Origin of the sequence: Candidatus Phaeomarinobacter ectocarpi, assembly GCF_000689395.1 — a bacterium.
In the GTDB taxonomy this organism is placed as follows: Bacteria; Pseudomonadota; Alphaproteobacteria; order CGMCC-115125; family CGMCC-115125; genus Pyruvatibacter; species Pyruvatibacter ectocarpi.
Genome location: NZ_HG966617.1, coordinates 1128961 through 1152280 on the forward strand (window position 1 = coordinate 1128961; position 23320 = coordinate 1152280).

General features: G+C 57.1%; 22 protein-coding genes. 13 read left to right on the forward strand and 9 right to left on the reverse strand.

Annotated features, from left to right (window positions below; translation table 11 throughout):
• Positions 1 to 17 precede the first annotated feature (17 nt).
• The gene (gene purN / locus BN1012_RS05375; RefSeq protein ID WP_043948828.1) at positions 18 to 671 is read right to left on the reverse strand and encodes a phosphoribosylglycinamide formyltransferase; all 654 of its coding nucleotides are present in this window, start codon (positions 669 to 671) and stop codon (positions 18 to 20) included.
• Entirely contained in the window at positions 668 to 1711 is a 1044-nt protein-coding gene (gene purM / locus BN1012_RS05380; protein WP_043948829.1) for a phosphoribosylformylglycinamidine cyclo-ligase, read from the reverse strand. Before purM ends, purN begins: the two co-directional genes overlap by 4 nt.
• A 224-nt stretch (positions 1712 to 1935) precedes the next feature.
• On the opposite strand from purM, the gene BN1012_RS05385 reads away from it, so the two are divergent.
• The 6 genes from BN1012_RS05385 (at position 1936) to BN1012_RS05410 (ending at position 9530) form a co-directional block, all read left to right on the forward strand.
• Complete coding sequence (locus BN1012_RS05385) at positions 1936 to 3240, forward strand: DUF2066 domain-containing protein (RefSeq protein ID WP_043948830.1); 1305 nt, start codon at positions 1936 to 1938, stop codon at positions 3238 to 3240.
• Positions 3237 to 3842 carry a CDP-alcohol phosphatidyltransferase family protein gene (locus tag BN1012_RS05390; protein WP_081826233.1) on the forward strand — a complete coding sequence of 202 codons (606 nt, stop codon included), beginning with the start codon at positions 3237 to 3239 and terminating at the stop codon, positions 3840 to 3842. Before BN1012_RS05385 ends, BN1012_RS05390 begins: the two co-directional genes overlap by 4 nt.
• Positions 3829 to 4896 carry an AI-2E family transporter gene (locus BN1012_RS05395; protein WP_043948831.1) on the forward strand — a complete coding sequence of 356 codons (1068 nt, stop codon included), beginning with the start codon at positions 3829 to 3831 and terminating at the stop codon, positions 4894 to 4896. Before BN1012_RS05390 ends, BN1012_RS05395 begins: the two co-directional genes overlap by 14 nt.
• A complete protein-coding gene (locus tag BN1012_RS05400; protein ID WP_043948832.1) occupies positions 4889 to 5584 on the forward strand; it encodes a P-loop NTPase family protein in 696 nt (231 codons plus the stop codon). Before BN1012_RS05395 ends, BN1012_RS05400 begins: the two co-directional genes overlap by 8 nt.
• 133 nt (positions 5585 to 5717) lie before the next feature.
• Positions 5718 to 7931, forward strand: coding sequence for an RNA degradosome polyphosphate kinase (locus tag BN1012_RS05405; protein WP_122381392.1), 2214 nt, complete (start codon positions 5718 to 5720; stop codon positions 7929 to 7931).
• A 75-nt stretch (positions 7932 to 8006) separates the two neighbouring features.
• Positions 8007 to 9530 (forward strand): Ppx/GppA family phosphatase, encoded by a 1524-nt coding sequence (locus BN1012_RS05410; RefSeq protein WP_043948833.1) that lies wholly within the window; start codon positions 8007 to 8009, stop codon positions 9528 to 9530.
• A gap of 11 nt (positions 9531 to 9541) precedes the next feature.
• On the opposite strand, the gene rnd is transcribed toward BN1012_RS05410, so the two are convergent.
• A complete protein-coding gene (gene rnd, locus BN1012_RS05415) occupies positions 9542 to 10711 on the reverse strand; it encodes a ribonuclease D (protein WP_043948834.1) in 1170 nt (389 codons plus the stop codon).
• Positions 10712 to 10893: 182 nt separating this feature from the next.
• Between rnd and aspS the strand changes: the two genes are divergently transcribed.
• The gene (gene aspS, locus BN1012_RS05420; RefSeq protein WP_043950684.1) at positions 10894 to 12678 is read left to right on the forward strand and encodes an aspartate--tRNA ligase; all 1785 of its coding nucleotides are present in this window, start codon (positions 10894 to 10896) and stop codon (positions 12676 to 12678) included.
• Between the two features lie 138 nt (positions 12679 to 12816).
• Here the strand turns inward: aspS and BN1012_RS05425 are convergent, their stop codons facing one another.
• Complete coding sequence (locus BN1012_RS05425; RefSeq protein ID WP_043948835.1) at positions 12817 to 15660, reverse strand: vitamin B12-dependent ribonucleotide reductase; 2844 nt, start codon at positions 15658 to 15660, stop codon at positions 12817 to 12819.
• A 312-nt stretch (positions 15661 to 15972) separates the two neighbouring features.
• Between BN1012_RS05425 and BN1012_RS05430 the strand changes: the two genes are divergently transcribed.
• The 4 genes from BN1012_RS05430 (at position 15973) to BN1012_RS05445 (ending at position 18144) form a co-directional block, all read left to right on the forward strand.
• Entirely contained in the window at positions 15973 to 16575 is a 603-nt protein-coding gene (locus BN1012_RS05430; protein WP_052534657.1) for a response regulator, read from the forward strand.
• A 158-nt stretch (positions 16576 to 16733) separates the two neighbouring features.
• A complete protein-coding gene (locus BN1012_RS05435; RefSeq protein WP_043948836.1) occupies positions 16734 to 17117 on the forward strand; it encodes an NADH:ubiquinone oxidoreductase subunit NDUFA12 in 384 nt (127 codons plus the stop codon).
• Positions 17118 to 17197: 80 nt separating this feature from the next.
• Positions 17198 to 17653: an outer membrane lipid asymmetry maintenance protein MlaD gene (mlaD, locus tag BN1012_RS05440; protein WP_043948837.1), complete on the forward strand. Its 456-nt coding sequence runs from the start codon at positions 17198 to 17200 to the stop codon at positions 17651 to 17653.
• Positions 17654 to 17682: 29 nt separating this feature from the next.
• Positions 17683 to 18144 carry a DUF2155 domain-containing protein gene (locus BN1012_RS05445; RefSeq protein ID WP_043948838.1) on the forward strand — a complete coding sequence of 154 codons (462 nt, stop codon included), beginning with the start codon at positions 17683 to 17685 and terminating at the stop codon, positions 18142 to 18144.
• Here the strand turns inward: BN1012_RS05445 and aat are convergent.
• The 4 genes from aat to aroQ form a co-directional block, all read right to left on the reverse strand.
• On the reverse strand, positions 18081 to 18755 hold the full coding sequence (gene aat / locus BN1012_RS05450; protein WP_043948839.1) for a leucyl/phenylalanyl-tRNA--protein transferase: 675 nt from the start codon (positions 18753 to 18755) through the stop codon (positions 18081 to 18083). The genes BN1012_RS05445 and aat overlap by 64 nt on opposite strands.
• Before the next feature lie 14 nt (positions 18756 to 18769).
• The gene (accC, locus tag BN1012_RS05455) at positions 18770 to 20110 is read right to left on the reverse strand and encodes an acetyl-CoA carboxylase biotin carboxylase subunit (RefSeq protein ID WP_043948840.1); all 1341 of its coding nucleotides are present in this window, start codon (positions 20108 to 20110) and stop codon (positions 18770 to 18772) included.
• 39 nt (positions 20111 to 20149) lie between these two features.
• Positions 20150 to 20632 carry an acetyl-CoA carboxylase biotin carboxyl carrier protein gene (gene accB, locus BN1012_RS05460; RefSeq protein WP_043948841.1) on the reverse strand — a complete coding sequence of 161 codons (483 nt, stop codon included), beginning with the start codon at positions 20630 to 20632 and terminating at the stop codon, positions 20150 to 20152.
• Between the two features lie 64 nt (positions 20633 to 20696).
• Positions 20697 to 21146, reverse strand: coding sequence for a type II 3-dehydroquinate dehydratase (gene aroQ / locus BN1012_RS05465; protein WP_043948842.1), 450 nt, complete (start codon positions 21144 to 21146; stop codon positions 20697 to 20699).
• Positions 21147 to 21396: 250 nt separating this feature from the next.
• Here aroQ and thiS point away from each other — a divergent pair, with 250 nt between their 5' ends.
• On the forward strand, positions 21397 to 21657 hold the full coding sequence (gene thiS, locus BN1012_RS05470; protein ID WP_081826235.1) for a sulfur carrier protein ThiS: 261 nt from the start codon (positions 21397 to 21399) through the stop codon (positions 21655 to 21657).
• Between the two features lie 43 nt (positions 21658 to 21700).
• Positions 21701 to 22525 (forward strand): thiazole synthase, encoded by an 825-nt coding sequence (locus tag BN1012_RS05475; RefSeq protein ID WP_081826236.1) that lies wholly within the window; start codon positions 21701 to 21703, stop codon positions 22523 to 22525.
• On the opposite strand, the gene BN1012_RS05480 is transcribed toward BN1012_RS05475, so the two are convergent.
• Complete coding sequence (locus BN1012_RS05480) at positions 22522 to 23319, reverse strand: DsbA family protein (protein ID WP_052534660.1); 798 nt, start codon at positions 23317 to 23319, stop codon at positions 22522 to 22524. The two genes, BN1012_RS05475 and BN1012_RS05480, sit on opposite strands and share 4 nt — an antisense overlap.
• Position 23320: the final 1 nt, after the last annotated feature.

The window sequence follows — 23320 nt, forward strand, 5'->3', positions numbered from 1 at the left end:
GCTGACTTGCAGACGCCTTATGGCTGAGGCGAAAAGAGGGGCGGGCACGCTGTGTCCGCCCTTTTTGCATCCAGGCTACGCACCACCTTGCCGTCGACAAGCTTCACGCTGCCTGAAGCAATCAGTTTGACCGCCGTGGGATACAGCACATGTTCGGCCTCCAGGATGCGCGCCGAAAGCGTTTCTGCTGTGTCATCCGTCAGGACCGGCACAGCCGCCTGTGCGATGATTGGGCCACTGTCCAGCGCCGGAATGATGTAGTGGACGGTGCACCCTGAAATCGTGGCTCCGGCATCAATGGCTTGTTGCTGGACGCGAATGCCCTTGAAGGAAGGCAGCAGGGATGGATGGATATTGACCATTCGACCTTCCCACCGTGCGGCAAACTCATCGGTCAGAATACGCATGAAGCCAGCATGGCATACGAGATCGACGTCAGCCTCATTCAACGCTGCTTCCAGCGCAGCATCAAAGGCAGCGCGGGAGGCATAACTTTTATGATCAATGGCCTGCGTAGCGATACCGGCATTTGCGGCAGTCCGCAGACCCGAAGCATCCGGTCGATTGGAGATGACCTTGACGATCTCAGCCGGGTAGTCCGGGGCGGAGGCGGCTTCTATCAGCCGTTCCATATTGCTCCCGCGGCCGGAAATCAGAATAGCGATCTTCATGCGGACGTGATCACCCCGATCTGGCGGGTCGGAACGCCCAGCTCATTCAGGCTGGCGGTGACAGCTTCCGCGTCATCTCCAGGAGACACGACAGCAATCATGCCGATGCCGCAGTTGAAGGTTCGGCGCATTTCAGCATCCGCCATACCACCCAGTTTTTGAAGCCAGTCAAAAACCGGCGGTATATCCCAGGCGGTGTAGTCGACCTCCGCGGCCAGATTGTCCGGCAGCACCCGAGGAATGTTTTCACTGAAGCCGCCGCCGGTAATGTGCGCCAGCGCCTTGATGTGTCCCGCCTTGATGCTGGGAAGTAGTTGGGTGACGTACAACCTGGTTGGTGTCAGCAGTGCGTTCCCCAGCGTGGCGGCATCGGTCTCAAAGGGCGCGGGTGACTCAAGCTTTTCCCCCGCGTCAGCAATGAGCCGCCGCACAAGTGAGAAGCCGTTGGAGTGAAGACCGCTGGAACTCATGCCCAGAATGATGTCTCCGGGCACCATGTCGTTGCGAGGCAAAAGCGAACCACGCTCAGCGGCACCAACAGAAAATCCGGCGAGATCAAAATCATCGCCCTGATACATGCCCGGCATCTCAGCAGTTTCTCCACCGATTAGGGCGCAGCCGGAGAGGCGGCAGCCTTCCGCTATGCCCGACACAACCTTCGCGGCTGACTCAACATCCAGATGTCCGGTTGCAAAATAGTCGAGAAAGAAGAGCGGCTCTGCACCCTGAACAATCAGATCATTGACGCACATGGCTACAAGGTCGATGCCAACCGTATCCAGAATGCCGGTATCGATCGCAAGGCGTAGCTTGGTGCCGACGCCGTCATTGGCTGCCACCAGAATGGGATCTGTGAAGCCGGCTGCTTTCAGGTCAAAAAGACCACCAAATCCGCCAAGGTCGCTATCTGCGCCTGGGCGCCGGGTCGCTTTGGCCATTGGGGCAATCAGCCGCACCAGCGCGTTGCCTGCGTCAATATCCACGCCTGCATCGGCATAGGTAATGCCATTGCGTTTCGCGCCCTGCGCTGGATCCGCCATCTCGTCCTCGTGCGATAAAAGTCAGTTTTTGGCCGCATTCCGCTGGCTGTATGCCCTGAGTCTTGCTCCCAGGCCAGCGAGCGCCTAAACGAGCCCAAAGCCCTCAAGAATGCAAGCCCGACCGGAATGATGAATGTGGGCCATTTGACGGGCAGAAATGATATAGTTGCTGCGCCCTTATGGGGTGAAATGAGTTCAAGATGCAGTCCTGTAAGGTAGGAGAGATGAGTTTGGCACAAGCTGCGACGCGCGCGTTGGATGAGGCTGTACGCCCATTTGGCCTCCCGCAATTGGTATTTGCAGCTGTGCTCATCGGGCTGGCAGGCATGGTGTCCAATGCCGCATGGGCACAGGCATCTTCTGACATCTATGCGGTGACGGGCGTGTCGGTTGACGCGACGGGCGCTGATGCTGCCCAGGCGCGTGAAAAAGCATTGACGCAAGGTCGTATCAAAGCCGCTGATGAAGTGCTGCGCAGGTTTACTTTGTACTCAGATTGGCCACGGCTTCCCGAGTTGACGGCGGCAGATGGCGAATTGCTTGTGACGGGCATTGGCATCGCCAATGAGCGAGCATCCGGCACGCGATATCTTGGTGACGTAACCGCGCGGCTCAATCCGCAGCAGGTGCGCCGCTTCCTCCGCCAATCCGGTGTCCGGTTCACAGAAAATCAGGCGGCGCCGAGCCTGCTTCTTCCCGTGCTGGACACGCCTGGCGTGCGGGTGCTGTTTGATGAGCCCAATCCATGGCGTGCTGCTTGGGAATCCATCGGACTGTCCAACTCCCTTGTGCCCATCCGCCTGGCACTTGGTGACCTACAGGATTTTTCCGCCATCGATGCCGGGGGAGCAATCGGGGCGGACTGGGCGGCGCTTGAACAAATTGCCAGCCGATATGGTGTAGAGCAGGTGCTGGTGGCTCACGCACGCGGTGGAGACGGCAACCAGCTTGAGGTCACCCTTTATCGGGTAACGCCTCGCGGTGTGGATGAAACGCGACGAACTTTTCAGGGCGAAACAATTGAAGCTGCGTCACTTGCCGGTGCCGAAGGCATACGCAATTCCCTTATTGCCAGTTGGAAAACGCAAAACGCGGTTGCATTCGGCCTTGAACAAACGGTGGCCGTATCGGTTGAGTTTGCATCGCTTGCGGAATGGACTGCCATTCGGCAGCGCCTAAACTCAGCGTCCATTGTTCAAAGTGTGGACGTCGTCGCTGTTTCGCCTCGCGGGGCTCAGGTCAATTTGCGGGTGTCGGGTCCAATGCCCGCGCTGAGGTCTAACCTTGCCCAGCGCCAGTTGCGCCTTCTGGATGAGGGGGGTGTCTGGACACTGGCATTTTCGTCAGCCGCAGCGGCCCCGGCGCCTATCTTGAACGACGCCGAGGAGGCGGTGGAAGCAACCCCTGTTGCCGATCCCACGAGAACCGCACCTGCTGGCACATCTTCCGCGCCCTCCCGTGGGTTGCCGGAAGATGAGGCGATTGCGGACCGCCTGACCCGCCAGAATGCAAGTTCTCCAAACCGGTGAGCTTTGTTCCAAATCTCATAACGCTGGGACGGCTAATTCTTGTCCCTGTGATTATCTACCTGATTGGCAATCAGGCGTTTGAAGCAGCCTTCTGGGTTTTTGTAGCGGCCGGCATCTCTGATGGCGTCGACGGCTTCATTGCCAAGCGTTTTGGCTACACAACCGCCCTTGGAGCGTATCTGGACCCGGTGGCCGACAAAGCGCTGCTGGTTTCAATCTTTGTATCGCTGGGTCTGCAGGATCTCATTCCCAACTGGCTTGTCATCCTTGTTGTCAGTCGTGATGTCCTGATCGTCGGCGCGGTCTTGATCTCCTGGCTCATTGGCTTTGTCGTCACAATGCGCCCGTTGATGGTGAGCAAGATCAACACAACGGCACAAATTGCATACGCAGCTGCTGTGCTGGCTGTCCTGGGGTTCCAATTTGAATCGACCTTCGGCGCCGCCCTCGTGTTGGCTGCATATCTGACAGGACTGACGACAGTAATTTCGGGTGCGAGCTATCTTGTTGACTGGGTGCGCGATGTGAGCGCATGGGAGACGGACACCACCACCACCACCGAACCTCAGGATCGGAAGGAAACCCCAAGTGACCATCGGTAGGCAGGCGCTCATCTGGGCCGTTGTTGCGATTGTATTTGGGCTGGTGCTGCACCTGCTGAGCAGCATCATGCTGCCCTTCGTGGCTGGCATGGCCATTGCCTATTTTCTGGACCCTGCAGCGGATCGGCTGGAGGACATGGGCCTGAGCCGCATGGCGGCCACCAGCGTGATATCAGTCGTCGGCTTGCTGATTTTCATTCTGGTTTTGGTGCTCGTGTTGCCTGTGTTGCAGGACCAGATCATCAAGTTCATTGAACGCGCTCCTGGCTATGTCGACCAACTGCGCCAGCTGTTTGACAGAGTGATGGATGGTCGTATTGCGGAATTCATTGCCGGTTTCGATACGGATGCGCGTGCGGCTTTCACCGACATCGCCAAATCCGCCTTCGGTTGGGCAGGGCAGGTGTTCCAGCGCGCGATTAGCGGTGGTCTGGCATTCGTCAGCTTCATGTCCTTGGTCTTCGTGACCCCGGTGGTCGCATTTTATCTGTTGCTCGACTGGGATCGGATGGTTGAGCAGATGGACAGCTGGTTGCCTCGCGACCATGCGGGCACAGTGCGTCGCCTCGTTGGCGAGATGGACGGGATGCTGTCAGGCTTTGTGCGCGGACAGGTCACGGTATGTTTTGTGCTGGGCACCTTCTACGCAACAGCGCTTACCCTCATTGGATTGGATTTCGGACTGGTGGTCGGGCTCATTGCCGGTCTGGTCAGCTTCATTCCCTTCGTCGGGGCACTGGTGGGTTTGGTCCTTTCGGTCGGCCTGGCACTTATTCAATTCTGGCCGGACCCCCTGATGATTGGTGCAGTCGCTGCAGTCTTCTTCGTGGGACAGGCTATTGAAGGAAACATCCTTACGCCTTGGCTTGTGGGGTCCCGCGTCAAGTTGCACCCGGTATGGGTGATTTTTGCGCTCTTTGCATTCGGAACGCTCTTTGGCTTCGTCGGCGTGCTTCTGGCGTTGCCACTTGCCGCTCTCATCGGAGTTCTGATGCGATTTGGCATTGGCGAGTACCTCAAGAGCGACCTTTACAAGGGCAATCATCGTGAGTAAGGCGCGGTCCGCGGCGACCGGACCTCAGATACCTCTGCCGCTTGATCACAGACCTGCGCAGGGCCGCGATGACTTTTTGGTGTCGCAGAGCAATGCCGTTGCGGTTGCGTGGGTCGACAAATGGCCCGATTGGCCTCAGCCCATCGTTGTGCTCAGCGGTCCAGAGGGAAGCGGCAAGACGCACCTTGCGGATGTATGGAGAGCAGGGGCAGATGCTGCGTCTTGCAACGCCATGGACCTTACGCGAGAAAATGTCCCTGAGCTTCTGACAGCCGGCGGCCTTGTTGTTGAAGACATAGAGCTGCTGCGTGACCCTGCGGCTCTCTTTCACTTGCTGAATTTCGCGCGTGAAAAGGGGGCAACCCTGATGCTCACCTGCACAACAGCACCGGGTACGCTGCATTTTCCCCTGGCGGATTTGATGTCACGGTTGAAAGCAGCCCCGCATGTGCAACTGCTTGAGCCCGACGACATGTTGCTGATTCAGCTGATCGCCAAACTCTTTGCAGAGCGCGGCGTCCATGCAAGCCCGGACATGCTGGAGTACATTGCACACAGGATTGACCGGTCAGCTCATGCCGCCCGTTCAATTGTTGAAAAGATTGACTTTCATGCTCTGAGTCATGGCAAGCGCCTCAACATGAAGGTCATTCGCGATGTGCTGAAAGCCTCAGCCGACAAAGCGTAATTTGGGCAGTTGCCCCCAAAACTGTTATTGTCATCTATCCGTCACACCCAAGTGCGATGGCTGCATTCAGATTGAATGATTTTGTGTTCGCCGCACCGGCTGGGATGCGGCTTGGCACGATATGGAAACAGACATGACCGCAGAAACAAATGTAACGCCCTTTGACGCCCAGCCATCCAGCGAGGGCCAGGGAACCGAATTTGCGCATATTGCAGCTGACTCCAATGAGCGCTTCATAAACCGTGAGCTTTCGTGGCTGGCCTTCAACGGGCGCGTTCTGGAAGAAAGCGGCAACGAGACCCATCCCTTGCTTGAGCGGTTGAGGTTTCTGTCGATCTCAGCATCCAACCTTGATGAGTTTTACATGGTGCGCGTTGCCGGACTGCACGGTCAGGTCCAGGCCGGCGTCGATACCCTCAGTCAGGAAGGTCTCACACCTGCCCAACAGCTTGAGCAGGTGAATGCGGCAGCCGGAATACTCATGCGGTCTCAACAGGACACGTGGCGCAACCTTCATGCATTGTTGAGCGACACGGGTATCAATGTGGTCGACGAGCAGGCATTGACCGTCGTGGAAAAAGACTGGTTGGAAGGTTTCTTCCTGGAAGAAGTCTTCCCCGTGCTGACCCCCCTTGCCGTCGATCCAGCTCACCCGTTCCCGTTCATTCCAAATCTGGGCATCTCCATGGCGCTCGATTTGCGACGGGAGAGCGACGGCCAGCAGTTATCCGCGCTCTTGCCTATTCCCGGCCAGATCAAACGTTTTGTAAGGCTCCCCAATTCTTCTGAAGATGGCAAAGAGGTCATCCGCTTCATCACGCTGGAAGCAGTTATACGCCTGTTCTCAAGCCGTCTTTTTCCCGGCTACGAGGTAAAAGGGTCTGGTGTGTTTCGCATCATCCGCGATAGCGACCTTGAAATAGAAGAAGAAGCAGAAGACCTGGTACGCCTCTTTGAAAGTGCGTTGAAACGCCGCCGCCGCGGCAGTGTGGTCCGCCTCAAAATCGCCAGTGATATGCCCGCACGTTTGCGCAAACTGGTGATTTCCGAATTGGAAGTAAGCCCCCGAGACGTCATCCTCGTGGATGGTCTGGTGGGGCTCGCGTCGACGTCACAGCTGATTGTTGATGATCGACCGGACTTGAAATTCGTTCCGTACAACGCCCGCTTCCCTGAGCGCATTCGGGATCACGGCGGCGACTGTTTCGCGGCGATCCGCGAAAAGGACATTCTGGTTCATCACCCCTATGAAAGTTTCGATGTGGTGGTGCAGTTTGTCCGGCAGGCGGCCAATGACCCGGATGTCGTGGCCATCAAGCAGACTCTGTATCGAACTTCGGCTGACAGCCCCATTGTGCGCGCGCTTGTCGAGGCTGCCGAGGCTGGCAAGTCAGTGACGGCGCTTGTGGAACTTAAGGCGCGGTTTGATGAGGCCGCCAACATTAAGCTGGCGCGAGATCTGGAACGATCCGGGGTGCAGGTTGTCTATGGCTTCATTGAATTCAAAACCCACGCCAAGATGTCCATGGTTGTTCGCCGCGAAGGCGGCGAGCTGCGCACCTATTGTCATTTTGGCACCGGCAACTACCACCCGATCACGGCGAAGATTTACACCGACCTGTCGCTCTTCACATCAGACCCCGTGTTGGGCCGGGACGCCGCGCGCGCGTTTAACTACATCACGGGCTATGCGGAGCCTGTTGATCTGGAAAAACTCGCTTTGTCGCCGCTCCGCCTGCGCAACTTGCTCATCGAGCACATCGAAAAAGAAATTGAGCACGTAAGGGCAGGCCGCCCGGGCGCGGTCTGGGCGAAGATGAATTCGCTTGTGGATTCGTCAGTGATTGACGCGCTGTATCTCGCAAGTCAGGCCGGTGTGAAAGTTGAGTTGGTGGTACGGGGCATCTGCTGCCTGCGCCCAGGCGTGCCGGGACTGTCAGAAAATATTGCCGTCAAAAGCATTGTTGGCCGTTTTCTGGAGCACTCGCGAGTGGTGTGTTTCGGTAACGGCGACACATTGCCCAATGCCAAGGCAAAGATTTACATCTCATCCGCTGACTGGATGCCACGCAATCTCTACCGGCGCGTTGAAACTCTTGTGCCAGTGGAAAACGCCACGGTCCATGAGCAGATTCTTGACCAGATCATGGTCGCCAATTTGGAGGACAATCTCCAAAGCTGGGATTTGATGCCGGATGGCTCCTATGTGCGTGAGGTATTGAGTGACGACAAAAAACCCTTCAATGCCCACGAATACTTCATGACAAACCCCAGCCTGTCGGGGCGTGGCAAAGCGCTTGAAGAAAGCCTGCCCAAGCAGTTTCGTTTCCGCACATCTGCCGACTGAATTGGTGTATGAGTCTGGTGTCGGCTGTTGCCGGTGACAGATAACCAAGCAGCCTGTGCTGTGTGGGGGACGTAAATGCCAACCGCGCTGAAACTGCGCGAGGTGCCTGACCTGAGTGAAGGGGTAGGCATCATCGACATCGGGTCGAATTCGGTGCGCCTTGTGGTGTATGCGGATCATCGCCGTACACCTATTCCCATTTTCAACGAAAAAGTATTGTGCGGACTTGGCCGTACAGTCGGCACGACTGGCCAGTTGGACCCTGCGGGAATTGACCGCGCGCTGGCTGCTCTTGCGCGTTTTCGTGGGCTGACGCGCGCGCTGGGTATCGCCAATGTCGATGCAGTGGCGACTGCTGCGGTGCGTGAAGCGTCCAATGGGGACTACTTCATAGAACGTGCCGAGCATTTGTGTGGCACCCGAATTTCCATCCTCTCCGGCCAGGATGAAGCACGCTATGCCGCTGAAGGCGTGCTGGCCGGATTCCCGGACGCAGACGGCATTGTCGGTGATCTGGGCGGCGGCAGTCTTGAACTTGTCGACATTGCCAATGGCCGATATGGCGAGGGTGTAACGCTGCCGGTGGGGCCCCTGCGATTGATGGACCTGTCGGGCAACGATATCGGCAAGGCCCGCAAACTGGTGACCGATGCCTTCAGCAAAATGGACTGGAAGCCGGAGAAATCAGCCAAAAACTTCTATGCGGTGGGCGGCAACTGGCGGAATCTGGCGCGGATGCACATGCATGGTGAAGATTACCCGCTGCGTATTCTACAAGCCTATTCAGTTCGCAAGAGTGAAGCCGTAGAGATTGCACGTCTTGTATCCGGCCAGAGCGCCAAATCACTGGAGCGCGTGCCGGATATTTCTCGCAAGCGTCTTGAGACGCTGCCTTATGCAGCGTTGGTGCTTGAAAAAACGCTGGAGACCATCGGCGCTTCCAAGATGGTCATCTCAGCCTATGGCGTCCGTGAAGGCTTGCTCTATGCGCGCCTTACTGCAGAGGAGCGCAGGGTCGATCCACTATTGAGCTGGTCGAAAGGCGTCGGGCGTCGCCTGGGACGCTTCCCGGAACATGGGGAGGAGCTAGAGCGCTTTACTGCGCCACTCTTCAAGACCGGACCTTTGATGACGGCGGACAAGGATGAGCGGCGGCTCCATCAAGCCGCCTGCCACCTAAGCGACATGGCCTGGCGGATTCACCCGGACTATCGCTCTCAGCACGTCCTCACAGAAATCTTGCGCGCGCCGATGTCAGGCATCGACCATGCCGGCCGCGTTTACCTCGGCCTTGCGGTCGCCAATCGATACCGCAGCGGTCTTGGCACCGGCGATCATGATCATGTGTTGGCGCTGCTGAACGAAGATCGGACGCGTCGGGCCTCAGCTGTCGGGCTCGCCCTGCGGCTTGGGCATACGATTTCAGCAGGTGCGCCAAAACTTGTAACCGGGTTCAGGCTGAAGCCGGAGCCGGGCATGCTCACTTTGCTGGTACCGTCTGCCAAGCGGGATCTGTTGGGCGAGGCGGTGGCCAAACGCCTCTCCGCACTGGCACGCGCGCTGGGCGTTGAAGCTGACATAGAGGTATCTGACGTTTAGCGACCCTGACGTTACTCTGCGGCCTTCCGCTCGAGGCGGACCGGCTTGATCACTCGATCTTCAATCGCCAGGCACAGGCGCCCATGCTTCAAATCCAGGGCATCATTGCCGAATATCTCACGCCGCCATCCCCGCAACGCAGACACATGCGCGTTGTCATCTGCTGCAATCCGTTCGAGGTCAGCGACATTGCAGATGAGCTTTTGTGCAACGTCATGCGCCTCACACTTGTATTTGAGCAGCACCTTCAGAAGTTCGACCGTGGGGCCCAAACCCTGAGGAAGTTGTTCGGGGGCATCCGGCATCAAAACGTCACCCGATGGCTTGTTGAGCCCGTTTTGAACAGCATCGAGAAGACTTTTCGCATGACGGCTCTGGGAAAAGCCTCGAGGCACGGCGCGCAGATTGGCCAGGGCCTCAGTTGAGGTCGGCGCCTGCGTCGCTATTTCCTGTATCGCATCATCCTTGAGAATGCGCCCGCGGGGGACGTTGCGCCCCTGGGCCTCCCTTTCACGCCATGCTGCAGCTTCCATGAGCACAGCCACGGCCTTACGGCTCCGATTGCGCAATTTGAGACGCTTCCAGGCGTTCTCCGGCTTGACCTCATAGGTATCCGGGTCCTGAAGAATAGCCATCTCTTCTGCGACCCACTCAGCGCGGCCAGATTTCGTAATGCGCCGTCCAAGATGCTCATATACTTGGCGCAGATGGGTCACGTCGGCAGCCGCATATCGCAATTGCTTGTCGGATAACGGACGTCTGCTCCAGTCTGTGAACCGGGAAGACTTGTCCACCTGCTCGCCGGTAACGCGCTTTACGATGTTCTCGTAGCCAACAGAGTCGCCAAATCCACAGACCATGGCCGCAACCTGCGTATCAAACAGCGGATCGGGCAGTGTTTTGGCCTCATGCCAGAATATCTCAATGTCCTGACGGGCTGCATGAAACACCTTGATGACCGATTTGTTGGCCATGAGGGCATAAAACGCGGCCATATCCAGGCCATCCGCCAGCGGATCAATAATCAATGCTTCGCCTTTTGGAGCGGCAACCTGAATAAGGCAGAGAACCGGCCAATAGGTGGAATCCCGCAGGAACTCCGTATCGACAGTCACATAGGTTTCGCTTGAAAGGGTGGCGCAGGCCGCATTGAGGGCCTCTGTGGTAGAAATAATGTCCATATCTCAATGCTATAACTGAACCCGCGCAAATTGTCGCTAGTCCCTGTTGATAAGGCTGATTGGCGGCTGGAATCTTGACAAGACCCGCACCCCTATGCGCTTCTCCGCCGCAACCGCTCAAACCTGATTTGTTCAGGCTGGCGAGCCCTCCTGAACCCATGACTGACAAGGCTTTTACCGCCATGACCCGTTACCGCTCTCATACCTGCGGCCAGCTGCGTGCCGAAGACGTAGGCAAGACTGTAAAACTGTCTGGCTGGGTCAATCGTGTGCGCGACCATGGCGGCCTGCTGTTCGTTGATCTGCGCGATCACTATGGTCTGACACAGTGCGTGGCAGATCCTGATAGCCCGGCCTTTCCAAGCGTGGAAGAAATGCGGGCTGAATGGGTTGTAACCATCGAGGGCGAAGTCGTTGCCCGTTCGGATGAAACGGTGAATGACAAGCTGCCAACCGGCGCTGTGGAGATCCGCATCACGTCGGTGGAAGTTCAGTCGGAAGCGCAGGAACTGCCGCTGCCGGTATTCGGGGACACGGACTATCCAGAGGACACGCGTCTTCGTTACCGGTTCCTTGATCTGCGCCGCGAACGCATCCATCAGAACATTGTTTTGCGGTCACGCATCATCGCCGACCTGCGCCGGCGCATGACCGAGGCTGGATTCGGCGAGTACCAGACACCCATCCTCACGGCATCTTCACCGGAAGGCGCGCGCGACTTTCTGGTGCCAAGCCGCATGCACCCCGGGCAGTTCTACGCCCTCCCACAGGCTCCCCAGCAGTTCAAACAGCTGATCATGGTCGCGGGCTTTGACAAATACTTCCAAATCGCCCCGTGCTTCCGCGATGAGGACGCGCGCGCAGACCGGTCGCCGGGTGAATTCTATCAGCTCGATATCGAAATGAGTTTCGTAGAGCAGGAAGACATCTTCCAGGAAGTCGAACCCATCCTGCGCGATGTGTTCATTGAGTTCGGCAATGGGAAGTCAGTATCTGAAAAATTCGCACGCATTCCTTACGCGGAATCAATGCGAAAATATGGGTCTGACAAACCAGACCTCCGCAATCCGATTGAAATGTCTGATGCGACGGAAACCTTCCGTGATTCAGGCTTCAAGGTGTTTGCCGGACAGATTGCAGCAGATGACAAGGTGCGTGTCTGGGCAATCCCAGCACCGGGCGGCGGAAGTCGTGCGTTCTGTGACCGGATGAATTCCTGGGCGCAAAAGGAAGGTCAGCCGGGTCTTGGCTACATCTTCTTCCGTGAAGAAGAAGGCAGCATCGTTGGCGCGGGTCCGCTTGCCAAGAACATCGGTCCCGAGCGGACAGAAGCTCTGCGTACGGAGCTTGGCCTCAACGCCGGTGACGCCGTGTTCTTTACCTGCGGCATTCCAGGCAAGTTTGTGGATTTCGCCGGACAGGCGCGTCAGCAGCTCGGCCGCGAGCTTGAGCTCATTGACGAGAACAAATTTGAGTTCTGCTGGATTGTCGATTTTCCTATGTATGAGTTTGATGAAGCTGAACAGAGGATCGACTTCTCGCATAACCCGTTCTCTATGCCTCAGGGCGGCCTCGAAGCTCTAGAGACGAAAGACCCCCTGAAGATCAATGGCTACCAATACGACATTGTATGCAACGGCATTGAGCTGTCGTCCGGCGCCATTCGAAACCATCGGCCAGAAATCATGATGAAGGCCTTCGAGATTGCCGGCTACGGTCCCGAAGTGGTGGAAGAAAAGTTCGGCGGCATGCTGAATGCGTTCCGCTACGGCGCACCGCCGCACGGCGGCATCGCGCCGGGCATTGATCGCATCGTCATGTTGCTGGCGGGCGAAGAAAACCTGCGCGAAGTCACCATGTTCCCCATGAACCAGCAGGCCCAGGACCTGATGATGGGCGCCCCGGCTGAAGCCAGTGCACATCAGTTGCGTGAACTCAGCATTCGTTCCACAGCACCTAAAGAGTAGGCGTCCGCATTGTCCTGAGGGGCAGACAGAGAAAAGGGCTCCTCGCAACGAGGAGCCCTTTAGTCGTCTTGGGGTATCTTTGTTTATGCGAAAAACCGCGCTTGGGGGGCTTGGTTGCTCGCGCCTTCTTAAGGTGGGCTATTCCTCTCGGGGGCGGCCTGAAACGCTGGGGGGCGAAAGGGCCGGGTCACCGAAAGCTCGTGAGGGGTTCGGTACCGGTGTGTCGGTACTGCTCCCAATTTCTTCTGAATTTTGAACATGGCCTGATCTTGTGTGGGTGCTGCGCACCAAGGGCGCTCGACCTTCTGTGGCCGCAAGACTCGCTCCACCATCGAAGTTGTCTGATGGTGCTGACTCCGCGTCCCGCAGACCTGATTGGTTCAGATACGATGAGGCCAGCATTGAAAGGGCACTGCCCAGGACATCACATCCGTCAGGTGTAGAAAGGTCTGAGAATGCCGTCTGAAATGCCTCGACGGGCACACCATGCTTCAAGCCCAATGAAATCGCAGCATTGAGAGCTGCGTTGTCAGCCGACGGCTGAGCCGGCACCGGCAGGTCATCTGATTCAATTGAGCGCACATAGGCATTGTCGGCGATATCCGAATGCAGATCATCCAGCGGCTCGCCAAAAAGGTCGTCTACCAGATCATCATAGTCCACAGCATCGCCAAGGGCCGCACCGTTCCGGTTGAGACGGAGTGATCTCAGCCCCATGTCTTCTGCCTGCTGATAGAGCGCGCGGATGCCGTCAACAGTTGTCTCGCGGCGAAGCTGCAGATCAAGAGCCAGACCATCCGTCAAAAACGGTTGTACAGCCTGCGCCATCAGAAGCCGATCTGCAGGGCTGACATGGCGCGCTCCGATTTCGCCAAGCGGCTCATCGCAATCAAACACCGGCAGATGTTCGATGGGTAAGTCTCTTGATCCTTCAAGGGTCAGAGCGCCACAGCAATGGAAATTGGCGTGTTCAATATCCCAGTTCGAGAAACCCAATCCTGCCAGAATGTCTTCATCGCTCTGCGCGCAAAAGTCCCCATCCCAGCCCAGCACGTAGGGAGTAAACACTGCCCGAATGTTGCTCGCAGTCGCTAACGCGCTTTCAGTGACTTCAATGTCCTCGTCGGTGAATCCTCGTGAACGCAGAATGTCATAATTGACCCCAGGTGCTCCGTGCAGGGATCCGCGCCCGACCAGATGATCCAGAATGGAGTCGATCGACGCGTCGTCATGCCGAAGCGCGCGAAGGCCCAGGGGAACCGCTGGTGACACGACCTTGTAAATTGCCTCAGCGTCCAGCTCTGGAGTCAGCCGTCTGTACTTAACAAGTGTTCGGACAGGCGAGAGGGCTGCAGACTCGGCGCCCAATAAATCCATAAACACAGTGTCATTCGACACAGTCGTTAGCGCGATATTGCGAAGCCCTGTCTCTTCCGCCTTTTCAATGGCACGGTCCAGAATGTCCCGTACCGCCTGCACTATGGCTGCCTGCTGGGGTGTGTGCGGATAAAGCGGCGGTGATGGAAGTGCGCTCCATTCACTTGGGTTCCCAAGCAAAGCGCTCTGCATCCGACGCAGAAGCGCAGCAGCTTCTTGTTGAGAGTTGTTTGCCGTGGCCGGCGCAAGTTCCGCTGCCAAACCCGCGCTTGTTGCAGCTGTAGCTGCTGTAACCAGACCGCAGATGGATGCTGCAAGGGCGCGCCCCTCGTCAGAACCATACGCTACGCCCTGGCTCATGAGCATTGCAGCAACGTTCATGGGAGCAACCGCAATCGGCCGCAGGTCAGACGCCACACCGGCTTCATCATGCGCAACATCCAGAGCGATCGTCAGCAGGCGGATGGAATGCACCAATCCATCGATGTCTATAGGTCGGCTAGCCCCAATTGTTTCAAGGTCCGGCATCGTGAATGCCAGCAAATCGACAGCCCCTGACGGCGTAAATCCTGCCGGAGCCGCAACGCCACTGGGTGTCAGGGCAAGCTGGTCAGCTGGCGTAAGGCTGGCGCCGCGCAACGACTTTTCAAAGCACACACCCGGCGCACCGCCTCGCAAAGCCGCGAGGGCAAGGGGTTCTGTCCACGTTTCATCACACGTGTCTGATTTGCGCACAGCATATGGCGTCTGAGTGCCCAGGAGGTCCCAGATGTCAGAGTCGTCATCCAGATGTGTGTCAGCGTCGGGCCAACTGTCGTCCCCGGCAATCCATTCATCCAGCAATCGCCGAGCCACAGCGGCAGGCAAGCCTCTCGCCCTGGCATCCGCCAGGGCAGCTTCCAGAGCACGATTCGCGCCCACGCTTGGACCGCCATCGGCCAATGCCTGCTTGATCGACTGCGTGAGGTCCGAAAGAGAGTTGCGACCAAGAGCCAGGGCCGCAGCGTCTTGCTCCCGGCGGGCATCAGAGGCAATACGCGTCAAAAACCCGTCGCTGCTGATGCTGTCGCTTGAGGAAAACGAAACACAGGCCGGTTCATCTCCCGAACTCGTCACCGTGCTTGGCCCGTAACCATACGCCCAGTCCCGACCGACCCGCTGCCAGGTCTCAGACGAAAGCGTGATCTTCTGCAAGACAAGCGCGGCCCGCAGTTCGTCATGGAACGCCAGGGCATCTTCTGGACCATCAAAATAGCCGGCGATCAGACCTTGCCGAGCCAGACCGCCCGCGACGCGATCAAGCGCGTTTCTCACATCAATTTCATATGTGAGGGCTGGTTCGTCTGATTTGCTGTCGCTTTCCAGCGCGCTGAACCGACGTAAGGCAGAAGGGATGTCTAGTTCGTGGAGCTGACGGCGCGCGCTGGGAACGGCCTCGTGCAGAAGAGCGTATTCACTGAATGTCGTGACGACACTTACCGGCCACGTCCCAGGCGCAAAGACCCACTTCGTATCGCCGGTCGCATCTTCAACGCGAACGCGCCGGAAGCGCTGACCTGAGTAGGGGCCCGTTGCTGTATCGGTAAAATAGCGTCCGATCTGCATGGTTCGCCCCCAAACGACCAATGGTGATCTCAAAACCCATGTGACCACTATATTTTGTGGCTACACGCACATGGTTAACAAAATATGGTGCATATATGGCCTCCCGGTCAAGACATCTATGTCGACCTGGGAATCTTCGCCATTCACGTCAGGGAAAGAAAAATCTGAGGCGTTAAGCAGTCTTAAGGCGATTCGGGTCAGACTGCCCAGCATGTCGGCAAGAAACTGCCGCGTGGAGTGAAGCAATTTTTGGAACGCAGGCTGTGTTTAGCCACGGCGGACCAAAATGTCGTTGGGGTGAGACAGGCAAGAATGCCGGGGAAAGATCTGAAACCAGGGCTTGGCGTTCTGGCGGGCGTGGGAATTGTTGCAGTTGACGACAACGCAAACACCCGACGGCTGCTGAAAGAGTTGCTTCTTGCTTTTGGGACACGCGACCTGAGGATTGCCGGAGACGGCGCGACCGCACTTGAGATGGTCAATGCCAAAACGCCGGACTTGATCCTGTGCGACTGGCATATGGAACCAATGGACGGCATCGCGTTTCTCCGCCATCTACGCCATAAGGACAGCGGCGCTGCCGCTCGCACACCTGCGATCATGCTCACAGCTCACACCAAGCCTGAGGTTGTAAAGGCGTCAATGGATGCCGGTGCCAACCATTTTGTTGCAAAACCAATTGTGCCGGCAAATCTCCTCAAACGTATCCAGTGGGTGAGGGCCGACAAGCGGATTTTCCTGCTCGAGGGTGATCACTACGTTTTGCGTGATCCTGGCGATATAGCGCCCCGCGCTGGTGCGACAGGGCAACAGGCCAAAAAGCCCTCTACACATGCGCCTAAACCACCTGCTCCGGCGCCATCAGCCGCTATTGCCATTGAAGACGTGGATGCAGAGGAAGTCTGGGAAATCTAGTCCAGTTCCTCCACCGTCCGTGTGGCGAAACAGCACCTTTCCAAAGGGTGGACGCTATACCGACCAGAGTGGCATATTGCGCGAAATCCTTTGGGACTCGCGGGCAATCCGCGCGGGCCCAAATGGACATCCCTAGGCTTGGTGCGAGCAGCAAACTCATGATGTGGTTCAGACAAATTTTCAGCTGGTGGAACGGTCAAACGATCGGCACCCGGTTTTGGACGTTCAAGCGCGGCCAATTGGTCGGTGAAGACAGCCAGGGCAACAAATATTATTCGGATCGTAAGAACGCTAAGCGCCGTTGGGTGATTTACAATGGTCTGGCCGAGGCATCCCGGGTGCCGCCGGAATGGCATGGATGGCTTCATCAGACGGTGGATGTTGCGCCTGCAGATACCGGATACACGCCGCGGGAATGGGAAAAACCACATCAGCCCAATCTCACTGGTTCCCAGCAGGCCTACCGCCCTGCGGGTTCACTCATTACCGGCGCTCCCAGAGCAAAAACAGCTGGTGACTATGAAGCTTGGAAGCCCGAGTAGACCCTAACTCGACACTCCGTGCGTTCAGCCGTCACCAGCAGGTAGAGGGCTGACTTAAAGAGGCAACGAAGGATCCCACGATGCAGTCTTCAATTATTGAGACCCTGACCGGAGCTGCTGTTATCGCCATAGCGGCAGTTTTTCTGTTTTTTGCCTACAGCTCCACAGATGCCGGCGCGACTTCCGGATACGACCTAACCATCGATTTTGATCGGGTAGACGGCTTGGCGCGCGGTGCCGATGTTCGTCTGTCTGGCATCAAGGTCGGGTCGGTGACGGAACAGGAGCTGGATGTCTCGACCTATGTGGCACGGGTGACCATCACAGTTGATCCTAAAGTTGCCCTTCCAGAGGATACGAGCGCAAAGATCACGTCAGAAGGCCTTCTGGGTGGCTCTTACATTTCCCTCACTCCGGGAGGCAGCGAGGATATGCTCGAGGCCGGTGACGAAATCCAGTTTGCCCAGGGTTCGGTTGATCTTATTGGTCTCGTCAGTCAGGCCGTCTTCAGCGCTGGCGGGGGCGACAGCGAGTGAGTTTGCTTGGAAGCATTGGGCATAGGGGCATGACATCGGGTCTTCATGTCATGGGCACTGCTCTGCTCATTGCCGGATTATCGGCCCACGCTATTGCCCAAGAGGCTGAAAGCGAGACTGTCACTGAAGAAACCGTGGCTGAAGTCGAGCGTGTGCCTGACACAGCAAACTTGATGGGTCTCAACAAGATCACGGCACGCACTCATCCAATGCGCGTGAAGCTGGATACACCACTACGATTTGGGACATTGGGCATCGTGGTGCGTGCATGTGAGAAGGCCCGGCCGGAAGACCCACCTAAAACAATCGCTTTTCTGGAAGTGCGTGAGTACCCGGTCAACGAAGAGATCACGACTGAGCCTGAGCCCATTTTCAGTGGGTGGATGCTGGCATCGTCCCCCGGACTGAACGCCCTGGAGCACCCGGTCTACGATGTGTGGCTGACTGACTGCACTATTTCATCCGCGGCAGCACCTGCATCAAGCGAATAGAAATCTGACGGTAGGGTAATCGCTTCTGCAAGTCGCCGACGATACTCGTCCCGGGGAATCTCCAACGCACCAAACTGAGCCAGGTGGTCGGTCACAAACTGAGTATCCAGCAACTTGAAACCACCTCGCCTCAGCCGTGCGACGAGGTACGTGAGTGCAATTTTGCTGGCATCAGTTTCGCGCGAAAACATGCTCTCGCCAAAATACGCCGCACCAAGTGATACGCCGTAGAGGCCGCCGACGAGCTGCTGGCCCTTCCAGCACTCCACGGAATGGGCATAGCCGCGTTCATGTAGCTCACAATACAGATCAACAATGCGGTCATTTATCCAGGTGCCGGAGCGGCCGGGTGCCGGCAAGGCACAGGCTTCCATCACGGCCCGAAACGCAGTGTCGATGGTGACGTTGAACGGGGACTTGCGAACCGTCGATCGCAGCTTGCGAGGCAGCTTAAATCCGTCGAGTGGAATGATCCCACGCTCTTGTGGGTCAACCCAATAAAGCGACGGATCATCGCGAGATTCGCCCATCGGAAAAACGCCATAGGCGTAGGCGCGCAGCAATATATCTGCGGTTATCTCGCCGTCAGTATCCGTATCATCATCGATCATAGGCGTTCAGAGCGCTATTTCAGGCCCAGGAACCGTTCCAGCCAATGGATGTCATAATTGCCGGTCTGGATGTCTTCTTCTTCAAGAAGGCGACCAAAAAGTGGAATGGTGGTGTTGACGCCACCGACCACAAATTCACGAAGGGAGCGGCGCAGGCGCGCCAGACATTCTTCGCGATCGGACCCGTACACAATCAACTTGCCAATCATGCTGTCGTAGTAGGGCGGAATTTTGTAGCCAGAGTAAACAGCTGAATCGATGCGTACCCCGAGCCCTCCGGGCGGATGAAAATCCGTGATGGTGCCTGGCGATGGCGTGAAGGTTTCGGGATGCTCTGCATTGATACGGCATTCGATGGCGTGGCCCTTCATGACCACATCTTCCTGCGTAAAGCTGAGCGGCAATCCGGCAGCAACACGAAGTTGTTCGCGCAACAGGTCAAAGCCAGTGACCATCTCTGTTACCGGGTGTTCGACCTGAAGACGCGTGTTCATTTCGATGAAAAAGAACTCGCCATTCTCGTAGAGGAACTCAATGGTCCCGGCCCCGATATATCCCAGTCCGCGAACTGCATCGGCAACAATCTTGCCGATCTTGTCCCGCTCTTCCTGCGTGATGGCTGGAGAAGGGGACTCCTCAAGCACCTTTTGGTGACGACGCTGCAATGAGCAGTCGCGCTCACCTAGGTGAACCGCGTTTCCGTGCTTGTCGCCAAAGACCTGAATTTCGATGTGGCGTGGCTTGCCCAGATAACGCTCCATGTAGAGCGCATCATCCCCAAATGCTGCTTTGGATTCCGCTCGTGCGGTCGAAACCGCGTTATCAAGCTCACCGCGATTGAGAGCGACCTTCATGCCGCGTCCGCCGCCGCCAGCTGCCGCCTTGATGAGGACGGGATAGCCGATGTCTTCAGCAACTTTTGCTGCCGCTGCAGCGTCTGTCAGGGCACCATCAGATCCGGGCACAACGGGAATGCCGAGCTTCTTCACAGTCTGCTTGGCGGCAATCTTGTCGCCCATCACTCGGATGTGCTCTGCCGTTGGACCAATGAACGTGATGCCGTGCTCTTCGACGATCGACACGAAATTAGCGTTCTCTGACAAAAAGCCATACCCGGGATGGATCGCATCCGCGCCGGTAATCTCAGCTGCTGAGATGATCGCTGGAATGTTCAAATAGCTTTCCGACGCTGGCGCCGGGCCGATGCACACACTCTCGTCTGCCAGGCGCACATGCATGGCATCAGCGTCGGCGGTGGAGTGGACCGCAACCGTCGCAATGCCCAGCTCAGTGCAAGCCCGCTGAATGCGCAGGGCAATCTCGCCGCGATTGGCAATCAGAACTTTCTTAAACATGTCAGCGTTCCCGTTCCCGCCTGTGCCTTTGCAGGCTTCTTATTCGATAACAATCAGAACTTCGCCGAATTCAACCGGCTGGGCATCCTGAACGAGAATCTGTTTCACCGTGCCGCTCTTGGGAGCCGGGATCGGGTTCATGGTTTTCATAGCTTCGACGATAAGAAGCGTGTCGCCCTGCGAGACCGTTGCGCCTTCCTTGACGAATGCAGCAGCGCCCGGCTCCGGCGACACGTACACCGTACCTACCATCGGCGAAGCGACGGCACCTGGATGATTGGAAAGATCAGCTGAAGCAGGAGCAGCTTCAGCCGGGGCCGAACTGGCCGCTGGAGCTGGCGCAGCAGCACCGGGTGGTGGTGCATAGGAGACCGTCCCACCTCCGGCGCCACGGGCCACGCGAATCTTGAACTCTTCGGTTTCAACTTCGATTTCGTTCAGCTCGGTCTCTTTGAGAAGGTCCGCGAGTTCACGGATCATTTCTTTATTGACCGGGCCACTGCCCGAATTTGAATCGCTCATCAAGATCTCCGTATCGGCGAGGTGCGCGTTGCCACGCAGCTTTGAAAAGTGTGGCGCGGGTGTCCTAGGTGTCGGACACGCCGCAGATGTCAGCAAGTGCGTCGAGCGCCAATTCATATCCTTTGCCAGCAAGGCCACAGATCACGCCGGCAGCGACGTCTGAGATAAAGGAATGCTGGCGGAACTCTTCGCGGGAATAGGGATTCGAAAGATGGACTTCGATAACAGGTTTTTCGCACGCAAGCACGGCGTCTCTTATGGCGACCGAGGTATGGGTGTACCCGGCAGCATTGAGAACAACACCTGACGCAGCGTCACGTGCTTCCTGCAGCCAGCTCACAAGGTCGCCCTCATGGTTTGATTGGCGAAAATCGATCTCAAGTCCAAGAGCAGCAGCCTTCGTCGCGCAGCGTTTTTTCACGTCCGCCAGCGTATCAGCGCCGTAGATCTCGGGCTCACGCTGCCCCAACATGTTGAGATTGGGGCCGTTGAGGACAAAAATCGTCGCCTTCATCGCTCGCGCAACCTCTTTACTTGTTGGATCGCAGCAGACCGCAGGAGCGGGTGAGCGACGGGTGGGCCAGAAAACCTACGAAATGCGGGCAATTTCAGGCAGTTAGGACGTTACTTCTTATACTTGAGAGGCGGCTCACCGCAAAGCTCTGCCTTTGAAGCAGTCAGTTGCATTGAATTGAGGCGCTATCCTGTCTGCAAGAGCTTGCGAAGCCGTTGAAAAGCAGCCCTACGCACACCATTATCCGGCCATGACGTCAGATTCTACACAGTCGATAGCGGCCAACCCCGTTTCCGATACGACGGACACGGGAATTGTAACCGTGAATGGAGAAGCGCGGGATGTTGCTCCAGGCACAAGCGTTCAGGGATTGCTTTTGCTGCTTGGTCTTGAACCAACAAAAATCGCTGTGGAAAGAAATCTCGAGATCGTGCCGAAGTCGCAATACGAGGCCACTATTTTGTGTGATGGCGATCGCATTGAGATTGTGCAGTTTGTCGGTGGCGGATAAGCCTGTGTCAGATACCAACGTCAACTGAGAGACCCAGCCGACTATGTCCAACGCAACGGCATCACCAAACACTGCGGCATCCGAAACGACGTCCCCGCCGGACACCCCGCTGGTGATCGCGGGCAAGGAATACTCGTCGCGCCTGATTATCGGGACGGGCAAGTACGCGTCGTATCAGCAAAATGCCGATGCAGCAGAAGCTTCGGGCGCAGAAATCGTCACAGTCGCTATTCGGCGGGTGAACCTGACAGATCCCACACAGCCCCGGCTTGCGGATTTTGTTGATCCTGCACGCTACACCTATCTCCCCAACACGGCCGGGTGTTTTACCGGCGAAGATGCCGTGCGCACATTGCGTCTTGCACGCGAGGCAGGGGGCTGGAAGCTTGTGAAGCTGGAAGTGCTGGGGGACCAGAAAACGCTTTATCCAGACATGCGTGAAACCCTTCGGTCAGCTGAACTGCTTATCTCAGAGGGCTTTGATGTAATGGTCTATTGCAGCGATGACCCGATCATGGCCCGTGAGCTCGAACAGATGGGGTGCTGCGCCATCATGCCTTTGGGCGCACCCATAGGGTCCGGACTTGGCATTCAAAACCCGGTCAACATCCGCCTGATCAAGGAGCAGGCAAACGTGCCGGTGCTTGTTGATGCAGGTGTCGGAACTGCATCGGATGCCGCAGTTGCGATGGAATTGGGTTGCGATGGCGTGCTGATGAATACCGCCATTGCAGAAGCACGTGATCCCATCCGGATGGCCCGTGCGATGAAGCACGCGGTTGAGGCGGGCCGCGACGCGTACCTGGCCGGCAGAATGCCGAAGAAGCGGTATGCAGATCCAAGCTCGCCGCTTGCCGGTTTGATCTAACCAGCTTCGGCCGCAGCGTCGCGAATGGCTTGTATGCGAGCCTCAATGACATCAAGTGGCGCCGCACCCGGGACCAGTTCATCGCCGATGACGATGGCGGGCGTACCGCGAACGCCGATCTCGCGTGCAAGTGTTCGATTGTCGTCGATGATCCTATCGACCCGCTCACTCTCCATGGCACTGGAGAGCTTGTCGACATCAAGGCCCTGAGCTTCAGCAACTTCCATTACCTTGTCACGGTCAAGGGTGCCTTCGACGCCAAGAAGTGCGAAGTGAAAGGCGAGATAGTTGCCTTGTGGAATGGCGGCGATGGCTGCACGTGACGCAATCGTGGAGTTGGGACCCAGGATGGGAAATTCCTTCAGAACCAAGCGCACATCGTCATGGCGTTTGATGAGTTCAGCCATGTCATCACCGGTCTGTTTACAGTAGGGGCAGCGGTAATCGAAAAACTCCACGACGGTTATCGCGCCGTCTGGATTGCCCGCAACAAACGAATAGCCATCACGCTCAAGTGCGTCACGATTGGCTTCTATTGCAACGCGTTGCTGAACAGCTTCTGCCTGGCTCTCATACGCATCGAGCGCTTCCATGACCTCCAGCATCAACTGCGGATTGGCAATCAGGTAATCACGAATGACGTCGCCAATTGCTTCTTTCTGGACATCGCTAAAGACGTCCTCTGCAGCCTCTTGCGCCGATGTTGAAGTCGCCCCAACGGCAAACATCATTGCAAAAGCAGCACAGAAAGCGCGCAGGCATTGCCCAGAGGTCGTCATCCATGTGGTGGTCATC